The sequence below is a fragment of the Amycolatopsis pithecellobii genome (genome assembly GCF_009707865.1).
Lineage (GTDB): Bacteria > Actinomycetota > Actinomycetes > Mycobacteriales > Pseudonocardiaceae > Amycolatopsis_E > Amycolatopsis_E pithecellobii.
Genome location: NZ_WMBA01000007.1, coordinates 103896 through 128906, shown reverse-complemented (window position 1 = coordinate 128906; position 25011 = coordinate 103896). Strand labels below are relative to the sequence as shown.

24 protein-coding genes are annotated in these 25011 nt (G+C 66.8%); 10 read left to right on the top strand and 14 right to left on the bottom strand.

Annotated elements, in window-relative coordinates; all coding sequences use genetic code 11:
- Positions 1-30: 30 nt before the first annotated feature.
- Complete coding sequence (locus GKO32_RS07200; RefSeq protein ID WP_312867616.1) at positions 31-1167, bottom strand: acyl-CoA dehydrogenase family protein; 1137 nt, start codon at positions 1165-1167, stop codon at positions 31-33.
- A 277-nt stretch (positions 1168-1444) separates the two neighbouring features.
- Here GKO32_RS07200 and GKO32_RS07195 point away from each other — a divergent pair, with 277 nt between their 5' ends.
- Complete coding sequence (locus GKO32_RS07195; protein ID WP_154755995.1) at positions 1445-2053, top strand: class I SAM-dependent methyltransferase; 609 nt, start codon at positions 1445-1447, stop codon at positions 2051-2053.
- Positions 2054-2359: 306 nt separating this feature from the next.
- The gene (locus GKO32_RS07190) at positions 2360-2815 is read left to right on the top strand and encodes a VOC family protein (RefSeq protein WP_154755994.1); all 456 of its coding nucleotides are present in this window, start codon (positions 2360-2362) and stop codon (positions 2813-2815) included.
- A gap of 205 nt (positions 2816-3020) precedes the next feature.
- On the opposite strand, the gene GKO32_RS07185 is transcribed toward GKO32_RS07190, so the two are convergent.
- On the bottom strand, positions 3021-3626 hold the full coding sequence (locus tag GKO32_RS07185; protein WP_154755993.1) for a hypothetical protein: 606 nt from the start codon (positions 3624-3626) through the stop codon (positions 3021-3023).
- Between the two features lie 248 nt (positions 3627-3874).
- Between GKO32_RS07185 and GKO32_RS07180 the strand changes: the two genes are divergently transcribed.
- Entirely contained in the window at positions 3875-5098 is a 1224-nt protein-coding gene (locus GKO32_RS07180; protein WP_154755992.1) for a cytochrome P450, read from the top strand.
- 42 nt (positions 5099-5140) lie between these two features.
- Here GKO32_RS07180 and GKO32_RS07175 read toward each other — a convergent pair whose 3' ends face one another.
- The 6 genes from GKO32_RS07175 to GKO32_RS07150 all read right to left on the bottom strand — a co-directional run bounded on the left by GKO32_RS07175 (position 5141) and on the right by GKO32_RS07150 (position 11700).
- A complete protein-coding gene (locus GKO32_RS07175) occupies positions 5141-5806 on the bottom strand; it encodes a response regulator (protein WP_154755991.1) in 666 nt (221 codons plus the stop codon).
- Positions 5803-6987: a sensor histidine kinase gene (locus tag GKO32_RS07170; RefSeq protein ID WP_154755990.1), complete on the bottom strand. Its 1185-nt coding sequence runs from the start codon at positions 6985-6987 to the stop codon at positions 5803-5805. Before GKO32_RS07170 ends, GKO32_RS07175 begins: the two co-directional genes overlap by 4 nt.
- Before the next feature lie 32 nt (positions 6988-7019).
- The gene (locus GKO32_RS07165; protein ID WP_154755989.1) at positions 7020-7730 is read right to left on the bottom strand and encodes a DUF1453 domain-containing protein; all 711 of its coding nucleotides are present in this window, start codon (positions 7728-7730) and stop codon (positions 7020-7022) included.
- 288 nt (positions 7731-8018) lie between these two features.
- A complete protein-coding gene (locus GKO32_RS07160; protein WP_154755988.1) occupies positions 8019-10223 on the bottom strand; it encodes a xanthine dehydrogenase family protein molybdopterin-binding subunit in 2205 nt (734 codons plus the stop codon).
- Positions 10220-11218 (bottom strand): FAD binding domain-containing protein, encoded by a 999-nt coding sequence (locus GKO32_RS07155; RefSeq protein WP_312867615.1) that lies wholly within the window; start codon positions 11216-11218, stop codon positions 10220-10222. Before GKO32_RS07155 ends, GKO32_RS07160 begins: the two co-directional genes overlap by 4 nt.
- Positions 11215-11700, bottom strand: coding sequence for a 2Fe-2S iron-sulfur cluster-binding protein (locus GKO32_RS07150; RefSeq protein WP_312867614.1), 486 nt, complete (start codon positions 11698-11700; stop codon positions 11215-11217). The genes GKO32_RS07155 and GKO32_RS07150 overlap by 4 nt, the downstream gene beginning before the upstream one ends.
- Positions 11701-11799: 99 nt before the next feature.
- On the opposite strand from GKO32_RS07150, the gene GKO32_RS07145 reads away from it, so the two are divergent.
- Positions 11800-12447: a TetR/AcrR family transcriptional regulator gene (locus GKO32_RS07145; RefSeq protein WP_154755987.1), complete on the top strand. Its 648-nt coding sequence runs from the start codon at positions 11800-11802 to the stop codon at positions 12445-12447.
- A gap of 81 nt (positions 12448-12528) precedes the next feature.
- Positions 12529-12678 carry a hypothetical protein gene (locus tag GKO32_RS07140; protein WP_154755986.1) on the top strand — a complete coding sequence of 50 codons (150 nt, stop codon included), beginning with the start codon at positions 12529-12531 and terminating at the stop codon, positions 12676-12678.
- Between the two features lie 29 nt (positions 12679-12707).
- On the opposite strand, the gene GKO32_RS07135 is transcribed toward GKO32_RS07140, so the two are convergent.
- Positions 12708-13667 carry an alpha/beta hydrolase family protein gene (locus GKO32_RS07135; RefSeq protein WP_154755985.1) on the bottom strand — a complete coding sequence of 320 codons (960 nt, stop codon included), beginning with the start codon at positions 13665-13667 and terminating at the stop codon, positions 12708-12710.
- Between the two features lie 147 nt (positions 13668-13814).
- On the opposite strand from GKO32_RS07135, the gene GKO32_RS07130 reads away from it, so the two are divergent.
- Positions 13815-14213: a TetR/AcrR family transcriptional regulator gene (locus GKO32_RS07130; protein WP_154755984.1), complete on the top strand. Its 399-nt coding sequence runs from the start codon at positions 13815-13817 to the stop codon at positions 14211-14213.
- A 65-nt stretch (positions 14214-14278) separates the two neighbouring features.
- On the opposite strand, the gene GKO32_RS07125 is transcribed toward GKO32_RS07130, so the two are convergent.
- Positions 14279-14569: a hypothetical protein gene (locus GKO32_RS07125; RefSeq protein ID WP_154755983.1), complete on the bottom strand. Its 291-nt coding sequence runs from the start codon at positions 14567-14569 to the stop codon at positions 14279-14281.
- A 470-nt stretch (positions 14570-15039) separates the two neighbouring features.
- Between GKO32_RS07125 and GKO32_RS07120 the strand changes: the two genes are divergently transcribed.
- The 4 genes from GKO32_RS07120 to GKO32_RS07105 all read left to right on the top strand — a co-directional run bounded on the left by GKO32_RS07120 (position 15040) and on the right by GKO32_RS07105 (position 21466).
- Entirely contained in the window at positions 15040-15270 is a 231-nt protein-coding gene (locus GKO32_RS07120) for a mersacidin/lichenicidin family type 2 lantibiotic (RefSeq protein WP_154755982.1), read from the top strand.
- 153 nt (positions 15271-15423) lie between these two features.
- Positions 15424-18684: a type 2 lanthipeptide synthetase LanM family protein gene (locus GKO32_RS07115; RefSeq protein ID WP_166459419.1), complete on the top strand. Its 3261-nt coding sequence runs from the start codon at positions 15424-15426 to the stop codon at positions 18682-18684.
- 16 nt (positions 18685-18700) lie between these two features.
- On the top strand, positions 18701-19264 hold the full coding sequence (locus GKO32_RS07110; RefSeq protein WP_154755980.1) for a hypothetical protein: 564 nt from the start codon (positions 18701-18703) through the stop codon (positions 19262-19264).
- Positions 19265-19267: 3 nt separating this feature from the next.
- Positions 19268-21466: a peptidase domain-containing ABC transporter gene (locus GKO32_RS07105; protein WP_154755979.1), complete on the top strand. Its 2199-nt coding sequence runs from the start codon at positions 19268-19270 to the stop codon at positions 21464-21466.
- A gap of 205 nt (positions 21467-21671) precedes the next feature.
- On the opposite strand, the gene GKO32_RS07100 is transcribed toward GKO32_RS07105, so the two are convergent.
- From GKO32_RS07100 to GKO32_RS07085, 4 genes are all read right to left on the bottom strand, one after another.
- Complete coding sequence (locus GKO32_RS07100) at positions 21672-21809, bottom strand: hypothetical protein (protein ID WP_154755978.1); 138 nt, start codon at positions 21807-21809, stop codon at positions 21672-21674.
- Between the two features lie 336 nt (positions 21810-22145).
- Positions 22146-22298 carry a hypothetical protein gene (locus GKO32_RS07095; protein WP_154755977.1) on the bottom strand — a complete coding sequence of 51 codons (153 nt, stop codon included), beginning with the start codon at positions 22296-22298 and terminating at the stop codon, positions 22146-22148.
- 90 nt (positions 22299-22388) lie between these two features.
- Positions 22389-23474 (bottom strand): ABC transporter permease, encoded by a 1086-nt coding sequence (locus tag GKO32_RS07090; RefSeq protein WP_166459417.1) that lies wholly within the window; start codon positions 23472-23474, stop codon positions 22389-22391.
- On the bottom strand, positions 23455-25008 hold the full coding sequence (locus tag GKO32_RS07085; RefSeq protein WP_166459416.1) for a sugar ABC transporter ATP-binding protein: 1554 nt from the start codon (positions 25006-25008) through the stop codon (positions 23455-23457). The genes GKO32_RS07090 and GKO32_RS07085 overlap by 20 nt, the downstream gene beginning before the upstream one ends.
- Positions 25009-25011 lie beyond the last annotated feature (3 nt).

The following is a 25011-nucleotide window of genomic DNA, read 5'->3' as shown; positions in this document are numbered from 1 at the left end:
ACGGACTGGGACGGCGCGACGGGTTGCGGATCAGGGCACGCGCATCGGGCTTCCGTCGTAGTACTCGCACAATGCCCGCGCCATGCCGTCCCGTGCGGGCGGGTGGAAGGCCAGCGCCGCGGAGGCCGCCGCCAGGTAGGCCACGTCGTCGGCGCCGATGTAGGCCATCCCGCCCAGCCCCTCCACGCAGCGGGTGACCGCGCGAGCGACCGCGTCCTGTGTGGCGTAGCGGCACACCAGCGCCCGCGCCAGCGCCGCCTCGCCGAGCAGGCCGGTGGTCATCCCGAGCGCGACACTCTCAAGAGCGGCCATGGCGCTTTCCACGTCGACGAGCACGCTCGCGCGTAGGCCCGCGTCCGCGCGGGAGGAGGCCAGCATTCGTTCCACCAGGGCGCTCGCCACCCCCAGATATGAGGCCGACATCAAAAGCTCGAACCAGAGAAATCCGGTCGTCTGCAGATCGTCGAGCGGTCGTTCGGGGGTGACGTCGATACGAACGACGAGATTCGGCGGCACCTCGACGTTGTCGAGTACCACTTCGTCGCTTTGCGTGCCGACGAGCACGAAACTGTTCCAGAAAGGCTTCACCGAGAGCCCGGGCGTGCCTTTCGGAACGAGCGCGATCGCGAACCCTTCGCCCGTCCCGTTCTCCGCGGGCAGCAGCACCGACGCGGTGAGCAGATCCATCGACCGGGCCAGACTGCACGGCCGCTTGGAACCGTTCAGCACGATCCGTCCACCGCGTTCCTGCGCCCGCATCGTGGGGGCCAGAATCCCTTGGCCGGTACGGCCTTCCGCGAACCCGGACGCCACCAACAACCGATCTCGAGCGATCGCCTCCAGCAGCATCCACTCGAAACCCGTGCTCCGCTTGCCGGTCTCCACGAGACTCGCGACCGAGAAGTGGTGCATCGTCGTGGCCACCGCCAGCGACGGCGACCGCGCGCCGATGGCTCGCTGCACCCGCACCGCCTGCACGGGATCCGCCCCCAGCCCGGCGAACTGCTCGGGGACCAGCAGCGCAGGCCCACCACACCTGCGGAACACGTCGAGGCCCGGGTTTTCCTGCCGTTCCAATTCGGACAGCGGGATATCGGCCAGACACTCGTCCATGCCCGGCAAAAGGTCATCGACGACCTGCCGTTCGCAGCACAGAAACCGATCCACATTTAGCTCCGGTCCGAAAAATGATTCCTGACACTGGAAACGAGCATAAACCGGCCGGGCCACGGCGGCGATCAGATATAGCAATAGGGCGATCAGGAGATTTAATATGCATCAGGGGTGACAAAATCCCGACGTTGGATCGAACACTCGGACAATAAACCGTGGAGCGGCCGGCGGACGGTTGAAATCGGCGAGCCGGACCCGGTGTACTACCGCCCGATCCGGGCGCGTGCGCGGTACCGGTCGTGCTCCGTGACGGCGTGAACAGGAGTCCGGGATGCTATTGAACTGGGTCGAGCGTGCGGCGATGAACAATGCGGTGCGGGCCGCACATCAGCATCACCGGGAGGCGTCCTGGTTCCGGCGGCTGGCCGGCGGTGCGCTGTCCGGGCAACACGTGCTGGAGGTCGGTTGCGGCCGGGGTGTCGGCGTGGAGGTGCTGCTCGACCGGCTCGACGCCGGCCGGGTCACCGCGTTCGATCTCGACCCGACGATGGTCGAGTCCGCGCGACGGCGGCTGTACCGGCGCCCGGACGCGGCGTGCTCGGTGTCCGTCGGCGACGTATGCGAGATCGAGCAGCCGGACGGCGGCTTCGATGCCGTGGTGGACTTCGGGATCATCCACCACGCTCCGGAGTGGCAGACCGGGGTGCGCGAGATCGCCCGGACCCTGCGACCGGGCGGCCTGCTGTTGTTCGAGGAGGTGCCCCGGTGGATGCTGAACACCCGGGCGATGCGCACACTCACCGTGCATCCGCGGGACAACCGCTTCGAGGCCGACGAATTCGCCGAAGAGCTGGCGCGGCACGGACTGCACGGCACCGGCCGGTTCGAACGACACCTCGGCGGCTTCCTTTTCGTCGGTGCCGCACGCAAGACCGGCTGATGGCAGCGGCCCAGCCAACGTCATTTCGGACCCGCAGCGCTCGCCGAGATCCGGGGACTGTCCGCCCGAACTGGGCGAGTTCGAGGACGAGCACAGCCGGGGCGTGAGGCGTTACGGATGCGGAAGCTACGCACCCGCGCCGCCCCGACACCGTCAGCCCACGGGTTCACCTGTGCCAGGCGAGGTGGCCCTACCGGTGTGTCGTTGATCCTGGCGACCTCCGATACGGAGAAGCACATCATTTGCTACACCGGGCGGGCCGCACGGGTCGGCGGCTTGTGACCAGACGATCGTAAGGAGACACCAATGTCGGACCGTGACGATTTCCCGGCACCACGGCACGGGCTGGTTGTGACGCATTTCCTGACCGTGCGTGATGTGAAGGTGTCGCGAGAGTTCTACGCGGACATCTTCGGTGGGCAAGTCGTGCTCGAGGAGAACCCCGCCGCCGTCCGGATCGCCAACAGCTGGATCATCATGAATCCCGGAGGCGGCCCCACACCGGACAAACCAGATATCGTGCTGACCCCGCCCCAGCCCGGGGACCCGGTGTCGGCCTTCCTCAACATCCGCGTCGCCGACATCGCCCGATTTTATGCCGACGCCCGCGCGAAAGGCGCACACTTTCTCACGGAACCCAAGGACCGCAAGGCCGAGTTGCGATGCTACCTCCGCGACCCGGATGGGTACCTCATCGAGATCGGGCAGGCCACCGGGATGCTGCACGGTGTCTTCGCCGATCGACCCGCCACCTCAGCCTGATCCCCGTGCGAGCGCCTGCGGGTGTTTCCGCCGTCCGCCTGGCACCGATGTTCGCCTTCGTCGACCCAGCCGGCGTCAAGGCCACCCCGATTCCATCCTCGCCCGCCTCACCGACTACCCCAAAGGCGAACGCGATGGCGCCGTGCTGACCGAGGAAGCGTTCGCCGGACTGATCGACTGGTGACCGCATCGCGCGGCAACCATTTCACTTGAGCATCGATCCTGATTGGAGTCCAACCCGAAACCTCTCATCGGCGTCGGGTTGGGCGGCGCGGCGGTTCCGGATCCGCGCGGTGTACCGGCGGGTGAAGTACGCAGGTAGGCCGAATCCGACGACCTGGTAGGCGATCTGCGCAACGATGCCGCCGTGCAGCGCGACGCAGGCGAACCCGGCCGCCGAGATGAATATGAAGCTGATCGTCCAGATCGCGGTGATGACCATGTTGATGTGGCGGAACTGCGGCGAATTGGCGACTTCCGGCGCGACCCTGCGGCGCGCGATGCCGAGCGTGAAGGGCTGGCCGATCGCCAGGCTGGTCAGCGCGATCAGCCCCAACCAGGCCGTGGAGATCGGGGTGTCGTAGCTCTGCAGCGGCGAGTGCGGTGCGGCGAAGGCCAACGCGGTGAGAGCGGCGAAGTAGGTGATCATGCCGATATCCAGGATCTGCCCGTCGAGCTTCGTTCCGGCACGACGGTTGATCACCAGGGAAGCCCCGCTGATGCCCAGCGCGACCAGTGCTGCCCACTGCCAGCCGAACGATGACACCAGGGAGAAGGCGATCCACGGCGCGAAGCCTCGGAGGTAACTCATCGAGTGCCATTCCTTTCGAATGAATATTCGTTCCAGAGAATCCGGAATTTCGGTTCGGCGTGCGTCTGACAATCACGTTAGAAGTACCCGACCGTGATGTCCTGCGGTCCTCGCCGTATTTCGGGTGGAGGTGAGTCTCCACCCGAAATACGGCGCTGGGACCAGGACCGGAGCCGGTCGGCCTCCTTACCCTCACTCGAGATGACGGCCCCGTTTTCCAGGGTGGCCATTACCGGAAAGGAACGCTGATGACCGCCAAACCCACCGAGCTTCCGCAACTCCCGTTCAGCCGGTCCACCATGCTCGACCCCGCCCCGGCTTTCGGGGAGTTGCGCCAGCGGGCGCCAGTGGCACGAGTGCGCACACCCGCCGGCGACCTGGCCTGGCTGGTCACCGGCTATGAGCAGGCCCGCACCCTGTTCGCCGACCCGCAGCTCGGCCGCTCACATCCGGATGCCGCCACCGCGCCCACCCTCAGCGACACCGCGATCATGGGCGGCCCGGACGGCGACTACGACACCGAGCACGCGGATCACGCGCGCATGCGGGCGTTGCTGCGGCCGGCCTTCTCGGCGAAGCGGATGCGTGCCCTGGACGACCGTGTCGCCGAGTTGGTGGGGCAATGCCTTGACGAGATGGCCGCGGCGCGAGGCCGTGCCCCACACCAGCCGGTCGACCTGCACGCACACCTGTCGTTTCCGTTGCCCGCCCTGGTGATCAGCGAACTGCTCGGGGTTCCGGTCACCGACCGCGAGTACTTTCGCGACCTGTCTCATCGGGCCAGTCGGATGAACTCCTCCGGAGACGCGGCGACGGCGATGGCCGACTTCCACGCCTATATGGGCCGGTTGGCCGCCGCCAAAAGGGTTCATCCCGCGCAGGACGTACTGTCCGACCTGGTCCGTGCGCAAGCTGACGACCCGTCATTCACCGACGAAAAACTGGCTGGGCTGGCTGCTGGGCTGCTGTTCGCCGGTCACGAGACCACCGTCAACCGGATCGATCTCGGGGTGCTGCTGCTGTTGGCGAACCCGGCTCGCCAGGTCGCGTTCCTCGCCGACCCCGCGGGCCAGATTACGGGGATCGTCGAGGAAATCCTGCGCATGGCCGCGCCCGCGGACCTCGGGGTGTTGCGCTACGCCCACGCCGATATCGAGATCGGCGGAGTGCTCATCCGGCAGGGCGACGCGGTGCTGCTGGCCCCCAGCGCGGCGAACCGTGACCCGGCGATGTTCGCCGATCCCGATGTGTTCGACCCCTCCCGCGCGCCCAACAACCACTTGGCGTTCGGCCACGGCGCGCACTTCTGCATCGGCGCCAGCCTCGCCCGCACCGAACTACGGGCCGTGTTCACCGCATTGTTCAGCCGGTTTCCGACCGTGCAACTGGCCGCCCGCGTCCACGACCTTCCCGTTCGCAGCGACCACTTGACCGGTGGAATCACCGAACTGCCGGTCACCTGGGCGAGCTGACGGACCACGGAATGAGGGTCCGCCGAACCGGCGGGTCCCCGGCTATTCCTCGGGCCGAGTCGCGCCGTTGCGGCTGAGGGCGAGCCGCACGGCGTCGGCGCGGGAGTGCAGACCCGCTTTCGCAAAGAGGTTGTTGACGTGGGTCTTCACGGTGGCTTCGCTGATGTACAACCGCCGGGCGATCTCACCGTTTCGCAGTCCTTGGCCGATCAAATCCAGGATCTCCCGCTCCCGTGCGGTCAGCTGCGCGGCGGCGTCCGGTTCCTGTGGTTGCGGCGAGCCGGTACGCGTGGCCAGGTTGAGCAGGCGCATTTGTACGTCGGGGTTGAGCACCGCATGGCCGGCGTGGGCGCTGCGCACGGCCTGGACGATGGTGCCGCGATTGGCATCCTTGGTCAGGTAGCCGCGAGCGCCGGCGCGCAAGGCGGCAAGCACGGACTCGTCGTCCTCGAAGGTGGTCAACACCACGACGGGCAGTTCCGGCCGGGATTGCTGCAGCACCGTGGTGGCCTCCACACCGCCCATCACCGGCATGTGCAGATCCATCAGCACGACCTCCGGGCCGTGCTCGTCCACCGCGGCGATGGCCTCCTTGCCGTTTCCGGCGGTGCCCACCACGGTGATGTCGGGATCGAGGTCGAGCATGACGGCGAGCGCGTCCCGGACCGCGGCCTGGTCGTCGACGATCAGCAGCCGGATCGGGGTCATCGCGGCAACTCCAATCTCACGGTCCACCCCTGCTCGGGCGGTTCGAGCGGGCCGGCGCGCAATGTGCCACCGAGCAGAGAGGCGCGTTCGCGCATCCCGACCAGACCCATCCCACTGCCCGATTCGTTGCGGTGCGCGGCGGGCGCGCCGGTGTCGGTGACGGTGAGCCGAACCAGCTGGTCTTGGTACTCCAGTAGCAGGCTCACCTTGGCGCCGGGTGCGTGCCGATGCGCGTTGGTGATCGCCTCCTGCGCGGTACGGATGACGGCTTGGGCCACCTCGACCGGTACTTCGCCCGGCTCACCCTCGACCGCGCAGCTGGCGCTGCTGCTGTCGGCCAGCCGGGACAGGGTCTCCGGCAGCGGCAACGTGTCGTCGCGCAGCGCGTGGATCGCCCGCCGGGTCTCTCCCATCCCGGACACCGCCAGGGCGCGCGCCCGGCGCACGGCCTCGCCGGCTTCCGCAGCCCGGCCTCCGGCGAGCAGGGCGTCTGTCATGTCCAGTTGCATGGCGATGCCGGATAGCGAGTGGCCGAGCACGTCGTGGATCTCCCGGGCGATCCGGCCGCGCTCCTCCAGCGCTGCCTCCCGAGCCTCGGACGCCGCGGCGCGCCGGCTCTGCTGGGCGGCGAACTCGGCGACGGCGAGCGCGTCTTTCCGCTCCCTGCGGGCGATGCCGATGTACAGCGGCAGACCCACGGCCAGCGACAGCCACCACACAGGCTCGCCCGGCACGCGCAGCAGTGAGCCTGCTGCCCAGGTCGCGACCATCGTGATCACGGTCGTGGCGCCGACGATCGTGAACGCCGTCTGCCGGGACGCCAGCTTTTCGCCGGCGGTCGCGGAGGCGACGAACACGAACGCCACGGCCGCGGTCGTCGGCGCCAGCGCGAACAGCAGCGCGCCGGCGACCGCGAGCACGGACGCCAGCGCGAACTGCGCCGAATCCCGGAGCCGATGCCAGGGGCAGAAAGAAGCGACACCCACGACGATCACCACCGCGGTCAGTGCCCAGATCAGGCCGGAGAACCGGCCCGGCGGACGCGCCGACAGCTCAATCAGGGTGATCACCGAGACGGTCGCGACGACGAACGGGCGGATCAACTCATCGGCGAACCGCGGCGTCAACCCCGCGGTCGCAGGAGCCACGACCCAAGCCGTGTCATCGCTTTCGGTGTTCATCGGCTCGAATTGTCCTCGACGGCCGGTCGCCGTCACCGTTCGCGGGTGCGCCGGTCGAAGATCGGCAGGTCGGCGCTGCGCTGCGGCCCATCGTAGGGGCTGGTGCCGTTGTTCGGCTGCCGGAAGTCGAGGGCACGCACGTCCTCGATGACGGACGCGAGACCACCACCCCGGCGACGACGGCCCTGCTGCGACCAGTCCGTGGCCCGCACCTTCTGCTGCAATCCGTCCAGCAGGGAGGACGTAGCGTGCGGCTGCCCGTTCCGGCCCTTCTGCCACACGATCCGGCCGCCGGATCGCATCGCTTTGGCCAGCACCGCCAATCCCTCCACCACCATGCCCACGCCGAGCGTGAACATCAGCCCGGTGCCGGCCGCGTGCTCCGCCATCGGGTCCACCAGGCCGAGTGTCACGCTCCCGAGGAGCTTGATCCCGAGGTTGACCGCCCAGAGCACCACGGTGGTCGCCGTGTAGCGCAAGAAGACCACGCCGTTCTGCTCGAACACCCGGATACTGGCCCCGCGCAACAGGCCGAGCGCGAGGCTGATCGCGGTCGTGCCGACCAGGAAGCCGATCGACACCGGCGACAACGTGGCCTTGGCCAGATCCAGGACGCCAACCCCGGTGAGCACGACCGGGAGGAGCAAGATGCGCCGCCCCTCCGCCGGCTCCCCGATCAGCCGGCGAGTCAGCACATAACCGATCGCGGCGATGATCAGGATGACCTCAACAGGACCACTCACCAGTCCCACCTCCCAGCTGTCGACACCTCGTCTGAACGTGCACAACGCTAGGAATTCAGGCCGTCCCTGTCTTCGGTCAGCGACCGTATCCTGGGTGGAGATACCTCTCCACCCAGGACTGTCAGACGAACTCGTCGTCGCTGGATCCTGTGCGTCGGGTCCCAGGTTGAAATGCACCGAGCCGATGACGAAGGTGGCCAGCGACGATGCGGCGGCCAGCCTGGGGTTGAAACCCGCGCCGATGAAGATCACGATCACCCTCGGCGCAGCCGACACCAGAGTTCGCGACTACGCCGACATCACCTTGTCCAGCGTGATCGGCAGATCGTGGATGCGCCTGCCGGTCGCGTGATGGACGGCGTTGGCCACGGCCGCGGCCACGCCCGTGATGCTCACCTCGCCCGCGCCGACGATGCCCAGCGGCATGGTCGGGTCGGGATCGTCGAGGAACGCCACGTCGATCGGCGGGATGTCGGCGTGCACGGGGAGGTGGTAGCCGGCGAGACCGGGGTTCATGATCCGGCCGGTGCGCGGGTCGACGAGAGTCTCCTCGGCCAGCGCCATACCGATGCCCATCACGATGCCGCCGCGCATCTGGCTGGCGGCCGTCTTCGGGTTGACCACCCGGCCGATGTCGAACACCCCGGTCCACCGCGTCACCCGCACCTCGCCGGTGTCGGGATCGACACGCACCTCGCAGAACTGCGCGCCGCACGCGGCCCTCGCCCAGCGCCGGTCCCGCATGATCGTGCTCATCAGCCGTGCCTGGCTTGCGAGCCGGCCCAGCCGGGTGCCCGAGCCGACGGCTGCCTCGATGGCCGGTAGGCCGGCCCTAACGAGGGTCTCGGCGTGGTGCACGCCGTCGGTGCCGTGCCGCCGGGCGAGCGAGCGCAGGCGCCGCTTCAGCTTCTCGGACGCGGCCAGCACACTGCCTGCCGCGGTGGCGGTCTGGATCGAACCGCCGGCCATCGGGGCCGCGGGCAGATCCGAGTCGCCGTAGGCCACGCGCACGGCCTCGAACGGCACGCCGAGCGCGTCAGCCGCGATCTGCGCCTGTGCCGTGGCCGCGCCCATGCCCATCTCGTGGAAGCCGCACCTGACCAGGACGCTGCCGTCCGCGGACAGCCGCACCGTCACGTCGGCGGTGAACCGCATGGCCGGGTGGTACGCCGTGGCCACGCCCATGCCGACCAGCCAGCGGCCGTCGCGCATCGAACCCGGCCGAGGTGACCGGTTCGCCCAGCCGAAGCGGTCCGCGCCGAGGGCGTAGACCTCGCGCAACAGGCGGTGGGAGAACTTGTGGCCGTCCACCGGGCTGACGGCCGGCTCGTTGCGCATCCGCAACTCGATCGGGTCGAGGCCCAGCCGGTAGGCCAGTTCGTCCACCGCCGCCTCCAGCCCGAACGTCCCGATGGCCTCGCCGGGTGCGCGCATGAAGGTGTTCGGGATCAGGTCCATCTCGACGATGTCCTGGCGCAGCAGCATGGTGTCGGCGGCGTACAGGTGGCGGGACTGGGACGTCACCGGTTCCCCCGTGCCACCGACCCGGCCGACGTAGCTCACGCTGGTGTGCACGAGCGCGGACAGCTTGCCGTTCGAGTCGGCGCCGAGGGCGACCCGTTGCACCGACGGGGTGCGGCCGCCGACCGTGCGGTAGACCGCTTCCCGGGTCAGCGACAGCCGCACCGGCCGCCCGGTGGCACGCGCGGCGAGCACGGCAAGCAGGGTGCCAGGCCAGACCGAGCCCTTGCCGCCGAAGCCGCCGCCCACGTACGGCGCGACGATCCGGATGTTGGCGCGTGGCACGGCGAACCGGAGTGCCAGGTGGCTGCGCAGCCAGTCGATGCTCTGCGTCGTCTCGTGCACTGTGAGCCGATCGCCGTCCCAGGCCGCTGTCGTCGCGTGCGGCTCGATCGCGTTGTGGTTCAACGGCGGCGTGGTGAACCGCAGGTCCACCGACACCGCCGCGGCCGCCAGCGCGGCCTCGGCGTCACCCTTCTTCGCGCCGCTGGGCATCAGGGCGTTGCCCGGCTGCGGCTTGGCATCGCGCTGGGCCGTCGCGAAGTCCACAACGGACTCCGACGGCCGGTAGCCGACGCGGACCAGCCGGGCCGCCGCACGGGCCGCTTCGCCGCTCTCGGCGACCACCACCGCGACCGGTTGGCCGTTCCAGTGGACCTGGTCGGTGTTGAGGAAGTTGACCGACGTGCCGGACACGAGCGTGCTCAGGTTCAGCCTGCTCGCCTTCGACGCGGGCTTCATCGGGGGCGCGTTGTGGTGGGTGAGCACGGCGATCACGCCTGGCACGGCGGTCGCGGCCGTCGTGTCGACGGACACGATGCGGCCGCGCGCGATCGTCGAGTGGACCAGCGCGGCGTGGGCGAGGTTGGGGTAGGGGTACTCGGCGGTGAAACGGGCGCCGCCGGTGGTCTTGGCGTTGCCGTCGACCCGGTCGATCGGCTTGCCCACCACTGGGTCCAGGGTGCCGGTCATGCTGATTCCTCCGTGCTCGGCAGCAGGCGGCGCAGCGTCGCCACCATCGTGCGGCGCGCCAGCTCGATCTTGAAACCGTTGTGCGGCTGGGCGGTCGCCGGGGCCAGTTCCACGTCGGCGGCACGGTGAAACGACTCCTCCGTGGCCGGTGCGCCGAGCAGCACCCGCTCGGCCGCGTACGCCCGCCACGGTGTGGGCGCCACCCCGCCGAGCGCCAGCCGGGCCGCGTCGACGTGGCCGTCGGTCACCCGCAGCGCCCCGGCGACGGAGACGAGGGCGAAGGCGTAGGAGGCGCGGTCGCGGATCTTGCGGTAGCGCGAGGTCGCCGCCACCGGCAGCGCGGGGAGTTCGATCGCGGTGATCAGTTCGTCGGCGGCCAGGACCGTTTCGAGATGCGGCTGGTCGCCGGGCAGCCGGTGGAATTCGGTCACCGGGACCCGTCGCACGCCACGCGCGCTCTCCAACTCCACCACGGCGTCCAGCGCGACGAGCGCGACGGCCATGTCCGAGGGATGCGTGGCGATGCAGTGTTCGCTCACGCCGAGGATCGCGTGGTCACGGGTCAACCCGCCGAGCGCGCCGCAGCCGCTGCCCGGCTCCCGCCGGTTGCACGGTGACGCCAGGTCCTCGAAGTACGGGCATCGGGTGCGCTGCACCAGGTTTCCGCCGACCGTGGCCATGTTCCGCAGCTGCGCGGACGCTCCGTGCAGGATCGCCTGGGACAGCACGGGATACCGGGCGCGCACGAGCGGATGCGCCGCCAGCGTGCTGTTGCGCACGAGCGCGCCGACCCGGACGGAGCCGTCCGGGAGTTCGTCGATCTCGGTCAACGGCAGGCGGGTGATGTCGACGACGGTGTCCGGGCGCTCGATGTCGCGGCGCATCAGGTCGACGAGGTTCGTGCCGCCGCCGAGGAACTTCGCGTTCGGCTCATCGGCGATCACCCGCAACGCCGTGGGCATGTCCGGCGCGACCACGTAGGCGAACGATCTCACCCGGCCACCTCCTGGATCGCGCCGACGATCCCGTTGTAGGCGCCGCAGCGGCACAGGTTGCCGCTCATGCGTTCCCGGATCTCGTCCTCGGACAGCTCCCCCGGTCCGTCCGGATCCTCGGTGACCGCGCTGGGCATGCCCTCCTTGTGCTCGGCCAGCATGCCCACCGCGGAGCAGATCTGGCCGCATGTGCAGTAGCCGCACTGGAAGCCGTCGTGCTTCACGAACGCCTCCTGCAGCGGATGGTCGACGCCCTCGATCGTGGTGATCTCGCGATCGGCGTACTGCACGGCGAGCGCCAGGCACGAGTTGATCCGCACCCCGTCAGCCAGCACGGTGCATGCGCCGCACGCGCCCTGGTCGCATCCCTTCTTCGTACCGGTCAGGCCGAGGTGTTCGCGCAGCGCGTCCAGCAGGCTGACCCGCGGCTCCACGTCCAGCGCCTCGGCGGACCCGTTCACCCACAGGCGGATCTCGGTCACGTCCGTCCTCCCGTCATCATGTCGCCCAAGCTAACAGAACAGCATCCTCTTAACAAGAGAACGGCAGTCTTTTAAGTTCGCCCCTATGATGTCGAGGAGATGTCCCAGGCAAAGTTTCTGCGGGCCAGGAGCCCGGAACACAAACAGGAGCGCCGCGACGCCATCCTGTCGGCGGCGCGCGACCTGGCCACCGCGTCCGGGGTTCGCAACGTGACCCTCGGCGCCATCGCCGATGCCGTCGGGCTGGCGAAGTCCAATGTGGTGCGCTATTTCGGCACCCGCGAGGAGATCTACCTCGCGCTTACCGCCGAGTGCTGGCGGGAGTGGGCGGCCGAGGTGCTGCGGCGCTTGGCCGCGGGCGACGGCGTCGTGGACGCGCTCGCCGAGACGCTCGCCGCGCGCACGCTGCTGTGCGATCTGCTCAGCCAGATGCAGATCAACCTGGAGCACAACGTGGCCGTGCCCGCGGCAAGCGACTTCAAGCGCACCGCGCTGGACGCGCTCACCGAACTGGGCAAGGCCGTCGCCGCAGCCGACCCGACGCTGACCGACGACGAGAGTTTCGAACTGGTCGGCGCGGCGATGGCGTTCGCGGGCACGTTCTACCCGGCGTCCAAGCCGTCACCGACCATGGCCGAGGTCTACGCCCAGCACCCGGAACTCGCCTTTGCCTGCCTGCCATTCCTGCCGACCCTCAAGCGCATCCTGCGGATCCTGCTCGCCGGCCTGCACGCCACGCGGGACTGACCCTTTCTACAGCCCCAGCCGGCTGGCGAGCCGGTCGAGGTGGAAGTCGGCATCGCCGTAGGTCAGTGCGGCCGCCGTGGCGTGACGGAGGTAGCGCTCCAGCCGGTGTTCCGCGGTGAACCCGACGTCGGCGACGACAGCCTTCGCCGTGCTGACCTCAACCCGGAGGTGATCACCCCGTACCGCAAGCCGGGAAGGGCCAGGATCTTCCTCCGTGGCAGGAGGATCTGAACACTGCTGTGGCCTTTCGCTGCGGCGGCCTATTTGGATTCGACTCGTCCGGCCGGGTCGGCCCCGGTCATCAGCGCCTGGCACGCCGCCTGCCAGGCGTGGTCGCCGGGCTGTAGCTGGGTGCGCAGGTAGGCCGAGGTGAGGCGGGCGACGGCGGCGACCCGCTCGGAGTTCTCGTCGGTGGTCTCCTCGGCGTCGTACCCGGAGATGCCGCCGAGTAGGTGCTCGGCGCCGAACAAGGTGAGCAGGGTCTTGGGTGCGGGGGCGAGGTGGTAGGGGTCGGCGTGCCAGTCGGGGCCGACGTCGGTGAAGTGCTTCGAGTCGTCCTTGTCGCCGGCGACGACCAGGGTGGGGGTGGTCATTGTGGAGAAGTCGGTGGTGTGGAAGAACGGCACGGCCTCGGCCATCGGTCCGGTGAGGATGTCGCCGCCCCTGCCCGGTGCGGCCAGCAGCACGCCCGCCTTGATCCGGGGCTCGATCAGGTTCACTTCCTCCCCGGTGTCGGGGTCGGCGCTGCGGGCGCCCAGCAGGAGGCCGGCGGTGTGGCCGCCGAGGGAGTGCCCGGCCACCGCGATCTTGTTGTGGTCGATGCGCCCGGCCAGCTGCGGCACAGTCTTCTCGATCTCGTCGAGCCGGTCGAGTATGTCGCTCATGTCCTCGGCACGCGAGCGCCAGAAGAAGGGGGCTCCGGGGGTGCCGGCGAGCTGACGGCTCAGTGTGCTGGAGCTGAGGTGGGTGGGCTGGATGACGACGAACCCGGCTGCCGCCCAGAGATTGGCGATGGGCGCGTACCCGTTCAGCGAGGAGAGGTTGTTGGAGCCGCCGTGGCCGTGAGAGAACAGGATGACGGGCAGGCCGGCCCCGGTCGCGGGCGCCGAGACGCGGACCTGGAGGTCCACGGGCCGTCCGGGCACGGACAGAACCACCGGGCTGTACGACAGGACGGGAGCGGGCGAGCCGAAGGCGGCGGTGTCGGTGGATGCACTCATAGGAGGTTCCCTTCTGGAGCCCGTGCCGCTACCGGCGGCGCAGGTGAGTGGTCAAACCCGTCCGGCCTCAGCTAACGTGAGACGGAACATGGTTCCACTTATTATTCGGAACGATGTTCCGCTTGTCAAGGCGCGTTGGAAGGAAGCATGGTGTCCGCCGGGAAGGCGCCGCCCCGAACCAAGCGGGCCGACGCGGTACGCAACCGGCAGACGCTGCTCGCCGCCGCCGAGGTCGTCGTCACCTCCGGCGTCGACGCGCCGATACGCCAGATCGCGGCCAAAGCGGGTGTCGGGCTGGGGACGATCTACCGCCACTTTCCGACCCGGGCCGATCTCGTCACCGCGGTCTACCGTCCCCACGGCTTCGCCGCGCTGCTCAGCTACTTCCTCGACCGCCTGGAGCCCGTGTGCGCGCAGCTTGTCGGCGCCGGCGACATCAGGACCGGCACGAGGCCCTACGAGCTGATGCGCGGCATCGGCAACCTGTACATCGGACGCGACACCGACCCGCGCTACGACCTCTCACAAACGGACCCTTTGCCGTAGCAAGATCGACAGCGGGTCGCCGAATTGGCTAGTGCCCCCTTCACCGCGGTGACAGCTCGTCCAACTCAGCGAGCCACACCGCCGGTAATCGCGGAAGCAGCGAACTGAGCGGCAGCAGCCCAGTTACCGTCGGGCACCGCACCATCTACGTCCGCTTCGGCACCAAGGCCGACCTGCTCAAGCGGGTCGTCGACGTCGCGATCGTCGGCGACTCCCAGCCGATCGACCTGCACAGCCGCGACTGGTATCAGCAGGCGCTGAGCGCCGCCACCCTCGCCGAACGCCTCGACCGACTCGCGCACGGGGCCGCAGCCCTGATGGCCCGCGCCGGCGATGTCTTCGAGGTCGCCCAGCAAGCCGAGCCGGTCGAGCCGGGCTCTGCGACACCGCGGGCGTGCTGGCTCACAACCAGACCTACCTGATCCGCGAAACGCTCGGGCTACATCGGGGCGTAGGCAGTGGATGTCAAATGTCACTCTTGATTAATTCGCGAACGCTGTGCTGACCCTGTGATTCTTCATCATTACGTGCGCTGCAGACGCGAAGAACAACATGCTCACCCGCCGGCAAAACTGATGTTCTCGCTCCCCTTGACGTCATGCAGTACGCGGTTCAGGCTTGGTAATCGACCCAGCCGGGATAGCGCGATCGCGAATCGTGGTGCGGCGGCGGATATTTCGCCCGCCGGCAGCTCTCTCCGGGCCGAAATAGGCGGTGGTCTTCTGAAAGGGCCACGCTTGGCGCGGAAAGCATGCGCCGAGCAGCAATAGGGTAATCAGAATACCTGTAGTGAACACCTGCGAGAAAAGGCATTGAGGAACCTGTCATGAGTATTGACAAGACCATTCGAGCGTGGGAGGACGCCGAGTACCGCGGTAGCCTCAGCAGCGCAGAGCTGGCCGCTCTGCCGCCGAACCCGGCGGGCGCCATCGAGCTGACCGATGCCGAACTGGGCGAAGTCCTGGGCGCGGCACAGAGTGGGGCCAGCGTCGGCTGCAATACCAAGACCTGCGTGACCACCCGCGGCAACTCCCTGAACCCCTGCTCCAGCTGCTGAGTGGCGATCGGCGAGTGCGCCCGGCCACTCCAGTGTCCGTGGCGTTGCCTGGTCGAAAGAATTCGGGGCCGCTGGACCATGGTTCAGCGGTCCCCACATGTGCTGAACCGGCGAGCGAGGCGGGGCGGGGCGGAAGCGGCGGTCGTGAGAACCATGGCAGATGTGGCAGCGGGCCACGAGGTGTGGCGAGCGGCAGCGTGGTATCGAGGGCTGTCGCTGACCGAGCGCGGTGCACCAGCGGAGGCAGCCGCTCGACACTTCGACACCGAGCGAGCGACCCGCCGGTTGCGTACTTGGAAAGCCCAGAAGCCGTTCGAGCACGAGCCGCTGCTCGAAAAACGGCTCGCACTCGATTCGCTGTCAGCAAAGGATTTGCTTGCCATCCTCGCGGAGCCCGCGGATTTCCTGAAGGATCGGATTCCCCGGTATCCGCAGTGGCTGGCCGCGCTGCGCAAATCTTATACCGGCGCCGACCCGGATCAGAAGCTACTGAATACACTCCACGAAATCGAAATCGAACACCCTCTCGCGGAATGGTTACCGGCACTCGCGCCACTCTTCGAGCATTTCCTCCGATCCCTGATGGGGGATTTGAAAGAAATTCGGCAGAAATTCGGATCCGAGCTTTTGGATGCGGAGACGCTGCGCAAGATATTCCAGCGGAATATCGCACCCGCCGTCCTGTATCAGATCAGCAAGCCGCTCATCCTGGAAATGCACATCGCGCGCCTTCGCGGAAATCTCGAAGGTGACACACCGCAAGCCCGGTTCGAGCATTTCCTCCACCAGCATGACCAACGGGGGTTCGTCGACTCGTTCTTGGTCAGATACCCCGTTCTCGCGCGGCAACTGGTGGTCACCGTCGAGCAGTGGACCGCCTATTTGTCCGAATTCATGGCTCACCTCCACGCCGACTGGCACGCGATCCGCGACGTCTTCACTGCCGCCGATGGCGATCCGGGGCCGCTGGTCGACCTCGACGCGGGAAAAGGCGACCGGCATCGAGGGGGACGTAGCGTTCTGCTCGTCACCTTCGGCTCCGGCATGAGGCTGCTTTACAAGCCAAAGCCGCTCGCCGTCGACGCGCACTTCCAGGAGTTGCTGTCCTGGTTGAACGACCGCGGGGCCGAGCCTCGTTTCCAGCCCCTCACACTCATCGATCGCGGCAAATACGGCTGGTCCGCGTTCGTCGCCGTATCGCCTTGCGCGTCGGAGACGGAAGTAGCTCGGTTTTACGAACGTCAAGGGAGTTTTTTGGCGGTTCTTTACGCGCTGTGCGCCGCCGATTTTCACAATGAGAACCTGATTGCCGCGGGCGAGCATCCGGTGCTGGTCGACCTCGAAGCCCTCTTTCATCCGCACGTGCACGCCGGAGATCCGGTATTGACCGAAAATCCGGCTGCGGGTGCGCTGGATGAATCGGTTTGGCAGGTCGGGATACTGCCCCGGCGCATCTGGGCGGGCGAGGACTCGCTGGGCGTGGACATGAGTGGGCTGGGCGGGCAGGCGGGGCAGACGAATCCGCATCCGCTTATCAGCTGGGAAGAACAAGGAAGCGACGAGATGCGGCTCGACCGGCGGCTTGCCGACCTACCGGCAGCCGAAAACCGGCCGTGGTTGGCCGACAAGGACGTGAATGTCCTGGATTACCAGGACGAAATCGTCGCCGGTTTCACGCGGATGTACCGCCTGCTCCGCCGGCACCGGGAAGAACTGCTCGCTGAGTGGCTGCCACGCTTCGCCCGCGACGAGATACGTGTCGTCATCCGCTCGACCAACGTCTACGGTCTGCTCTGGTACGAGAGCTTCCACCCGGACGTGCTGCGCGACGCGCTCGACCGCGATCGCTTCTTCGACCGTCTCTGGGCCGAGGTCCCGCAACGCCCCCATCTCGCTCGCGTCATTCGGGCGGAGCAGCACGACCTGCGGCGCGGCGATATTCCGGTATTCACCACGTATCCCGACAGTCGGACGATTTTTACTTCGGACGGCGAAGGAGTTCCCGGCTTTCTCGATACACCGAGCCTGGATCTGGTCAGGCAGCGGCTCTACCGGCTGGGCGAGGACGACCTCGGCAGGCAAATCTGGATCATTGAGGCCTCACTGGCGACGCTTCGGATGGATCGCGAGGACGCGATCGGGCGGCCGCCGGCTTGCCGACCTGTGGGGCGTCCGGTCACCCGTGCACAGTTACTCGAACTTGCCGATGCCGCAGGGGGACGGCTCGGCGAACTCGCGTTCCAGAACGAGAACGGCGCGTACTGGCTTGGGGTGGGGCCGCTGGACGAGTCGGCGTGGGGCCTGTTCCCGGCTGGGTCCGACCTCTACGCCGGCACTCCCGGAATCACGCTCTTCCTGGCCTACCTGGGCGCGGTGACCGGCCGGAAATCCCACACCGTCCTGGCCCATCGAGCGCTCGAGTCGGTGCGGGTCCACGTGGGGGCCTGGCTCGAAGCCCGGCGGGAGGAAGCCGCTTCGCTGTCGGTCGGTGCCTTCGACGGGGTGGGTTCGGTTATCTATCTTCTCACTAATCTGGGTGTCCTCTGGGCGGATGCGAGCCTCCTCGCCGAGGCTGAAGGACTGGTCGAGAGGCTGTCGCCGCTCATTGCCGGTGATGAACGCCTTGACATCATTTATGGTTCGGCGGGCTGTGCACTCTCGCTGCTCGCCCTGCATGCCGTCCGCCCCGCTCCACGGACGTTGGAGGTGGCGATCCGCTGTGGGGACCGGCTGCTCGCCACCGTCCAGCCCGCTGCCCAGGGGGCCAACTGGACGACGCTTTCGGGCCAACCGCCGCTGGGTGGGTTCTCGCACGGCACCGCCGGTATCGCCTTGAGCCTGCTGAAACTGGCCGACGCCAGCGGTGCGGAACGATTTCGAGCAGCCGGCATCGAGGGGTTGAAGTACGATCGGAGCCTTTTTGTGCCAGAACTTGGCAATTGGGCCGACCTGCGGGTCTTCCCCGGGCGGGACAACCCCGATCACAAGAGCATGGTGGCCTGGTGTCACGGTGCCCCCGGGATAGGGCTCGCCCGCTTGGCGGCGTTGCACCAGCTCGACGACCCGACGACACGAGCTGAAATCGACCGTGCGCTGAGCATCACGACGCGCTACGGGTTCATGATGAACCACTCGCTCTGCCATGGTGCACTGGGAAACGCGGACTTCGTCCTCACCGCCGCGCGAATGCTCAACAGGCCCGGAGACAACGCTGCCCTGGAGGGCGCGACCGAGCAGATCGTGGCGAGCCTGGGCGCCAACGGCCCCGTGACCGGTGTCCCGCTGGGCGTGGAAACGCCGGGGTTGATGACGGGATTGGCCGGAATCGGCTACGAACTCCTCCGGCTGGCGGAGCCGGACAACGTGCCTTCCGTTCTGCTGCTGGCTCCTCCAACCATGTCGGGGACCGGCTGAGAAGAGGGACCTGATCATGCCTGCTCGCCCCATATTCCGGCCGCGCGCGATCGAGGAATACCGGCGGCGCACCGAGAAGGACATCGTTCCGCGCCTCGTCGGCCGGCCGATCATTGTGTGCGCATGGATCCTGCTGGTGTTGCTCGTCGGGGCCGCTGCCCTCGCGTGGTCGATCCGGATTCCCACTTACCTGAGCGCGCCCGGACTCGTTGTCGGGCCGCAAGAGCTCCGGGCTGCTGACGCCGGCGCCGCGGCCGTCCTCTTCCTGCCACCGGATCAGTCGAGCCAGGTGCTCGTGGGCAGAACCGTCAAGATGCGGATCGGGTCGTCGGATACCTACGCGCAGGGTGCCATCGCCCAGGTTGAATCGGGGGCGATCAGCCCGGAGGCGGCGCGAGAACGCTACCGGGTCGAGGTCGGCTCGGATTTGATCACGGAACCGTCCGTCGTCGCGACGGTACGGCTCGGGCAGGCGCTGCCCGCCGTCACCTACGCAGGGAGCCGCATAACCGCTGAGGTCGATTCCGGCTCACAACGCCTGCTTGCGCTCCTTCCCGGTTTCGCCCGAGCCGCGGGGTGATCGATGATCCAGATCGTACGGCGACAACGCGTTCCCGAAGTGCGGCAGATGAGCGAGGTGGAGTGTGGGCTCGCTTGCCTTGCGATGGTCCTCAATTACTACGGTTGCCGGATCTCCCTCTCCGAGTTGCGGACGCGCTCGGGAGTGGGCCGGGACGGCCTTTCCGCGTTGGACATTGTCCAGGCGGCACGCCGCTACGGCATGCGCGTTCGGGCGGTATCGGTGCAGCAGAACGATCTCCGTTTCCTCCGGCTTCCGGCGATCGTGCACTGGGAGTTCAATCACTTCCTGGTAGTGGAAGCATGGGGACGCAAACACGTTGACGTCGTCGATCCCGCCAGAGGACGTTACCGTCTGACGCACGACGAGTTCAGCGCCGGCTTCACGGGAGTCGTGATCTGCCCCGAGCCCGGCGCGACGTTCGCCCGCCGGCCGGCGACCTCCAGGCAGGTGTTCCGCACCTACATACTCCAGTATTTCCGGCGGGCCCCCTGGACATTCCTGCAGATCGTCGGCGTCTCCCTCATCGTCCTCCTGCTCGGGCTGGCCCTGCCACTGCTGACCAAGGTGGTCGTGGACCAGGTCCTTCCTTACCGGATGCGGGAAGTGATGCCCGTCCTGGGGATCGGCATCCTCGCGATCTTTCTCGCCACCACAGTCGCCGGCCTGCTGCGGGAATGGTTGCTCGTACATCTGCGGGCACGCATCGACATGCACATGATGCTCAGCTTCGTCGAGCATCTTTTCCTGCTGCCGTACGGGTTCTTCCAGCAGCGCTCCAGTGGTGACCTGCTGGCGCGGGCGTCCAGTAACGCGACGTTGCGCGAGATACTGAGCAACCAGTTGCTTTCCGCCGTCATGGACAGCGGGCTCGCCGCGTTCTACCTGGTCATCCTCTTCTGGCAGTCGCCGCCATTCGGCCTGTTGACGCTGGTGTTCGGGTTGGTGCAGGTGATGTTCCTTGTGGTCACGAACCGCCGCATCGGCAAGCTGGCGCATCAGGAACTGGCGGCATTCGGGAAGGCGCAGGGCCATCTCGCCGAGGCGCTTTCCGGTATTGCAACGCTGAAAGCATCCGGAGCCGAACAGGGTGCCTTCGATCGCTGGTCGAACGCGTTCTTCGATCATCTGAACATCTCGCTGCGCTACTACTACGCCTCCGGCACGGTGACCGCGATCCTGACGGCGCTGCGTTCGCTGGGGCAACTGGCGCTGTTGTGGGTGGGGGCGACACAAGTTCTCAACGGATCGATCAGTCTCGGCACCATGGTGGCATTGGTGGCGTTGGCCGCCGCCTTCTTCATGCCCCTCTCTTCCCTCGTCAACAGCGGCCAGCAGTTCCAGCTCGTTGGCGCCAATCTGGACCGGATAAGTGATGTGACAGCGGCCGAGCCGGAACAGTACCGCCGCGAGGTCGCACCTGCTCCCCGCTTGTCCGGAAACCTACGGTTGCGCCACGTCGGCTTCCGCTATGCCGAAGGTGCACCGGACGTGTTGCGTCAAGTCGACTTGGCCATCGGCCCTGGCAAACGGGTAGCGATCGTCGGGCCGTCGGGGTCGGGAAAGAGCACGCTCGCCAAACTGCTGCTGGGGCTGCACGTCCCCACGGAAGGGGACGTGTTCTATGACGGTCTTTCCCTGCAGCACCTAGACCTGCAGGAGGTGCGTCACCAGTTCGGGGTCGTGCTCCAGGAAAGCGCTCTGTTCAGCGGGTCGATATTCTCCAATATCGCCCTGAGCAGCCCGGGGCTGGTGCGAGACAGTGTGGTCGAGGCAGCCAAGATCGCCGCGATACATGAGGACATCATGGCGATGCCGATGGGATACGACACTTTCGTCGCCGAGGGCGGCAGCGCGCTTTCCGGTGGGCAGCGACAACGCCTGTCCATCGCGCGCGCGGTTTCCCGCAAGCCCGCATTCCTTCTGCTGGACGAGGCCACGAGCCATCTCGATGTGGAAACGGAGCAGCGGGTCGCGCGGAACCTGCGAACGCTGGACTGTACACAGATCATCATCGCTCATCGACTGAGCACCATTCGTGACGCCGACACGATTCTCGTGCTGGACCAGGGATCCGTCGTCGAGCGAGGAACGCACCCGGAACTGATTGCCCGCGATGGCCACTACGCCAGACTTGTCCGCCAGCAAATTGAACGACCGGACCACGAGGCTCGGCCCGATGCGCGCGAGGGCGCGCTATGACGACAGGTAACTGACTCAGGCCGCGTGGACCCCTGGCGGGCACGCTGCTCCAGCCCTTCAACGTGTTGTTCGAGCTTGGGGGTGGGTTCTGATAACTCGCTGCATTACTTGGACGCGGACCTCAACGCGATCAGCCGTGGGCTGGGTGTTGCACCTGTCGACCTCGACTCTGGAGCAACACATCAGCTCGAGCCGAATGCCTGACTCAGCCGACCAGCGCCGTCAGATACGCCGAAAGCTCGGGCCCGGATATCACCGACACGCCCTCCGAGCGGGCTTTGGCCAACAACTCTTGAGCGATCTTCACATTCAACCCATCCGCAGCCGACGACTCCCCAGCCATCGGCTTCGGCTCCTCCGACACTGACAGCCCCTGGAGACCCGCCGGCCGACGGCCAACCGGTTGAACATGTCGAGCCCAAGCGGCGCGGAGGTGCGTTCGGTGTCGGCCCTGTCGCCGATCGTGGTGCGGCGCCGCCTTCTCGCGGCGAATCCTCTGCAGGCCCAGGCTCTGCATCAGCCGCTCCACCATGCGCCGCGCCACCACCTTCTACGGCAGTTCAACGCGACGTGGATCTTGCGCGCCCATAGACACCGGGCGTGCGCAGCGACTCGACCCTGCTCATGTCCGACGGCCCGCAGGCCCACCATCGGGTACGGCGTCAACGCGACCGAACCACTACTTGGGCGGTCCGGACCTCCGGCTGTTACGGCTGGCGGACGGCGGATCGGCGGTGTGCTCACAAGCCTGCGCGATGAGGAACAGGCGCACCTGAGCCGCCTTGTGGAAGCCCCAGAGCCGCAGCCGGGTCGGCAGTTTGGTGTCACTCATGGTCCGGTGGCCGCCCTCGATGGTTCGGCTGACAAATGTCAGCCGGTTTGCCCACGCCGTCCCTCGTTTCGTTGCGGTCGCCGGCCGCGGTCAGTCTCCACGAGAAACACGCCCACGCCGTATCACTCGTCGTATCGCCAGGGTCCTGGTCCTGGCTCGTCCGGCCGACGCCATTGCTACCGCGATCAGCAGCGCAAGTCCGTTGAACAGGTTCGGAATCCAAACCGGCGCTCCGGCGAGCTGGAGCCCGGTTACGCCGGTTGCGAGTACATAGACCGCGACGACAGTTCCCCACACGTTGTATCGGCCGCCACGAAACTGGGTTGATCCTAGGAACGCTGCCGCGTACGCCGGCAACAGGAAGCCTGGCCCGACCGTCGGGTCACCCGTCGCAGTCAGTGACGTTTGTAGAATGCCTGCCAGAGCTGCTAGCGCTCCGCAAGCAGCCAGGGCTCCAACTACAACGTAGCTGGTCTTAACGCCGCTGAGTCGCGCAGAGTTGATGTTCCCCCCGGTCGCGTAAACGCGACGTCCGACCGGCGTGCGTTCCAGCACATACCAGACGACAACACCGAGCGCGAGCATGAACCAGAACGGCAGCGCGAGACCGAAGAAGGTCGTCGTCGCAATGTTCTGAAAATGTGGCGACAGCCCGAGTATCTGTTCGTTCGACGAAATCCAGTCGGTGAGCGCGAGCAATACGGAACTCATGCCCAACGTAGCGATGAAGCTGTCGATACGTCCCCGAACCACTAAAAGCCCGCTTACGGAGCCAACGACGGCGCCGGCGAGTACGGCGAGAAGAATGGCCGGCAGGATCGGCACGCCCTGGTCGTGAAGCAGCCACGCGACGAGGATGCCGGCAATGCCAACTTCGGCCCCAACTGCAAGATCGAAGAGCCCAGCCGCCAGCGGAATAGCGACAGCAATTGCCGTAATCGCCACCAACGCTTGGCCGGCCAGCATGGATTTCCATACCCCCGCCGTAAGAAACGTCGACGGAACCCAGATGGAGAAGATGATGAACAATGCTACAAAAATGTAGATAGCGCTGACGTTACGGAACGACGCCACGTGCAAGGCGCGTTGCAGCAACGTTTTCTCGACGTAGCCGCGCCGGATCACCGCGTCCGCTGGTGTCGCCATGACCTCCGGGTCAACTGCAGTCTCGTGCATCATGTTCTCCTCGCAGTTTCAGGACCTTGGCGTCGGAAGGAGGGGCCTGCGTTAGGCCGAGACTTTCGGCAACCAGGAGTTCTTCAGACAAATGTTCACGATCGACTTCTGCGGTGACGCGCCCGTCGCGCATTACCAGCACCCGGTTGCAGATCTGCACGAGCTCTTCGGTGTCCGAGCTGGAAACCAGAACGCTCGCCCCGTCTTGGGCTGCGTTTCCCACGAGGTCGTAGAGTGCAGACTTCGCTGCGACATCAACGCCTTGCGTCGGCTCGTCGAGAATCAATACGCGCGGTCGGGTTCGCAAACGAGCAGCGAGTACCACCTTTTGTTGATTACCGCCGCTGAACAGCTGTAACGCTCGTTCTGGTTCGGCCGGGCTAAGTTGGATACGGCTGGCCCAGTGGTGTGCTTCCCTACCCTCCGCCCTTGACCGCACTGCACCAAGCTTCGAAGTGAGAGGCGCGAGTTCTGGCAGAGTGAGGTTTTCCCGCATCGACAACGTCATCACGGCCCCGTCGCGGTGCCGGTCGCTCGGTACAAAGGCCACGCCCGACGCCATTGCGTCGCGTGGGTCTCCGCGTCGCAGGTCGCGACCTGCGACGGATATTCGGCCTGTCGTCCTACGGAGCGTCCCGTAGATTAGCTGGCCGAGTTGCTCTCTACCTGAGCCGAGCAGACCGTAGATACCCACGACTTCACCCTCGTGCACGGCGAGGCTGACATCACGGACGGTTCCTCCTGCAAGATGGTCAACCGCTATCGCGACTCCCCCGCGTACGTCGCCGACGCATACGGCGCCTTTCACGTCCCGGCCTGCTATTACCCGAATTAGTCGACGATGGTCTAGGTCCGATGTAGAAACGTCGGCCACGACGCGCCCGTCGCGCAGCGCAACTACGCGATGAGCCAGATTGATGACTTCGTCGAGCCGATGGGAGATGAAGATAACTCCCGCACCGTTGTTCGCTGCGCGCCTGACGGCGGTGAACAGCTGCTCAACCTCTTGGCCTTCAAGTGCTGCGGTCGGCTCGTCGAGGACTAACACTTCGTCCGGACCAGCCCAATCATTCATTGCGCGGGCGATGGCCACGATGGTTCGCTGTTCCGGGGACAAACCCGAAATCGGCAGGTCCACGTCGAAAGATGTTCCGAACCGTTCGATCAATCGCCGTGCGTCACGCCGTTCGGCTGCCCGGTTGAAGGGAAGGAGCTTAGGTCTCCGGTTCGGGCCTGGTGTCAGGTCCAAGTTCTCGATCGTGTTCAGCGTCGGTACCAGCCCGAGGTCCTGGTGAATGAAGTGCAGTCCGTCGGGCGCTAGTGACCCGCCGCCGGCTGCCAGTTCCCGTCCGCGGAGACGGACGCTCGACCCTGGGTCGGGTTCATGGACGCCTGCGAGCACTTTGACGAGTGTGGATTTGCCGGAACCGTTCTGTCCGACGACAGCGACGATCTCGCCTCTACCCACCGTGAACGAGACATCGTCTAGAGCTCGCAGCGCCGCGAAGGTCTTGGACAGCCCGTTGACAACCAATAG

Bases quoted from the DNA above. Each gene is read 5' to 3' on its own strand.
- GKO32_RS07120 (WP_154755982.1), top strand. From the start codon at position 15,040: ATGAGTATTGACAAGACCATTCGAGCGTGGGAGGACGCCGAGTACCGC.
- GKO32_RS07170 (WP_154755990.1), bottom strand. From the start codon at position 6,987: ATGAACACCGAAAGCGATGACACGGCTTGGGTCGTGGCTCCTGCGACC.
- GKO32_RS07090 (WP_166459417.1), bottom strand. From the start codon at position 23,474: ATGCACGAGACTGCAGTTGACCCGGAGGTCATGGCGACACCAGCGGAC.
- GKO32_RS07160 (WP_154755988.1), bottom strand. From the start codon at position 10,223: ATGACCGGCACCCTGGACCCAGTGGTGGGCAAGCCGATCGACCGGGTC.
- GKO32_RS07110 (WP_154755980.1), top strand. From the start codon at position 18,701: ATGCCTGCTCGCCCCATATTCCGGCCGCGCGCGATCGAGGAATACCGG.
- GKO32_RS07095 (WP_154755977.1), bottom strand. From the start codon at position 22,298: ATGAGTGACACCAAACTGCCGACCCGGCTGCGGCTCTGGGGCTTCCAC.
- GKO32_RS07100 (WP_154755978.1), bottom strand. From the start codon at position 21,809: ATGGCTGGGGAGTCGTCGGCTGCGGATGGGTTGAATGTGAAGATCGCT.
- GKO32_RS07180 (WP_154755992.1), top strand. From the start codon at position 3,875: ATGACCGCCAAACCCACCGAGCTTCCGCAACTCCCGTTCAGCCGGTCC.
- GKO32_RS07105 (WP_154755979.1), top strand. From the start codon at position 19,268: ATGATCCAGATCGTACGGCGACAACGCGTTCCCGAAGTGCGGCAGATG.
- GKO32_RS07145 (WP_154755987.1), top strand. From the start codon at position 11,800: ATGTCCCAGGCAAAGTTTCTGCGGGCCAGGAGCCCGGAACACAAACAG.
- GKO32_RS07175 (WP_154755991.1), bottom strand. From the start codon at position 5,806: ATGACCCCGATCCGGCTGCTGATCGTCGACGACCAGGCCGCGGTCCGG.
- GKO32_RS07135 (WP_154755985.1), bottom strand. From the start codon at position 13,667: ATGAGTGCATCCACCGACACCGCCGCCTTCGGCTCGCCCGCTCCCGTC.
- GKO32_RS07190 (WP_154755994.1), top strand. From the start codon at position 2,360: ATGTCGGACCGTGACGATTTCCCGGCACCACGGCACGGGCTGGTTGTG.
- GKO32_RS07115 (WP_166459419.1), top strand. From the start codon at position 15,424: ATGGCAGATGTGGCAGCGGGCCACGAGGTGTGGCGAGCGGCAGCGTGG.
- GKO32_RS07130 (WP_154755984.1), top strand. From the start codon at position 13,815: ATGGTGTCCGCCGGGAAGGCGCCGCCCCGAACCAAGCGGGCCGACGCG.
- GKO32_RS07195 (WP_154755995.1), top strand. From the start codon at position 1,445: ATGCTATTGAACTGGGTCGAGCGTGCGGCGATGAACAATGCGGTGCGG.
- GKO32_RS07185 (WP_154755993.1), bottom strand. From the start codon at position 3,626: ATGAGTTACCTCCGAGGCTTCGCGCCGTGGATCGCCTTCTCCCTGGTG.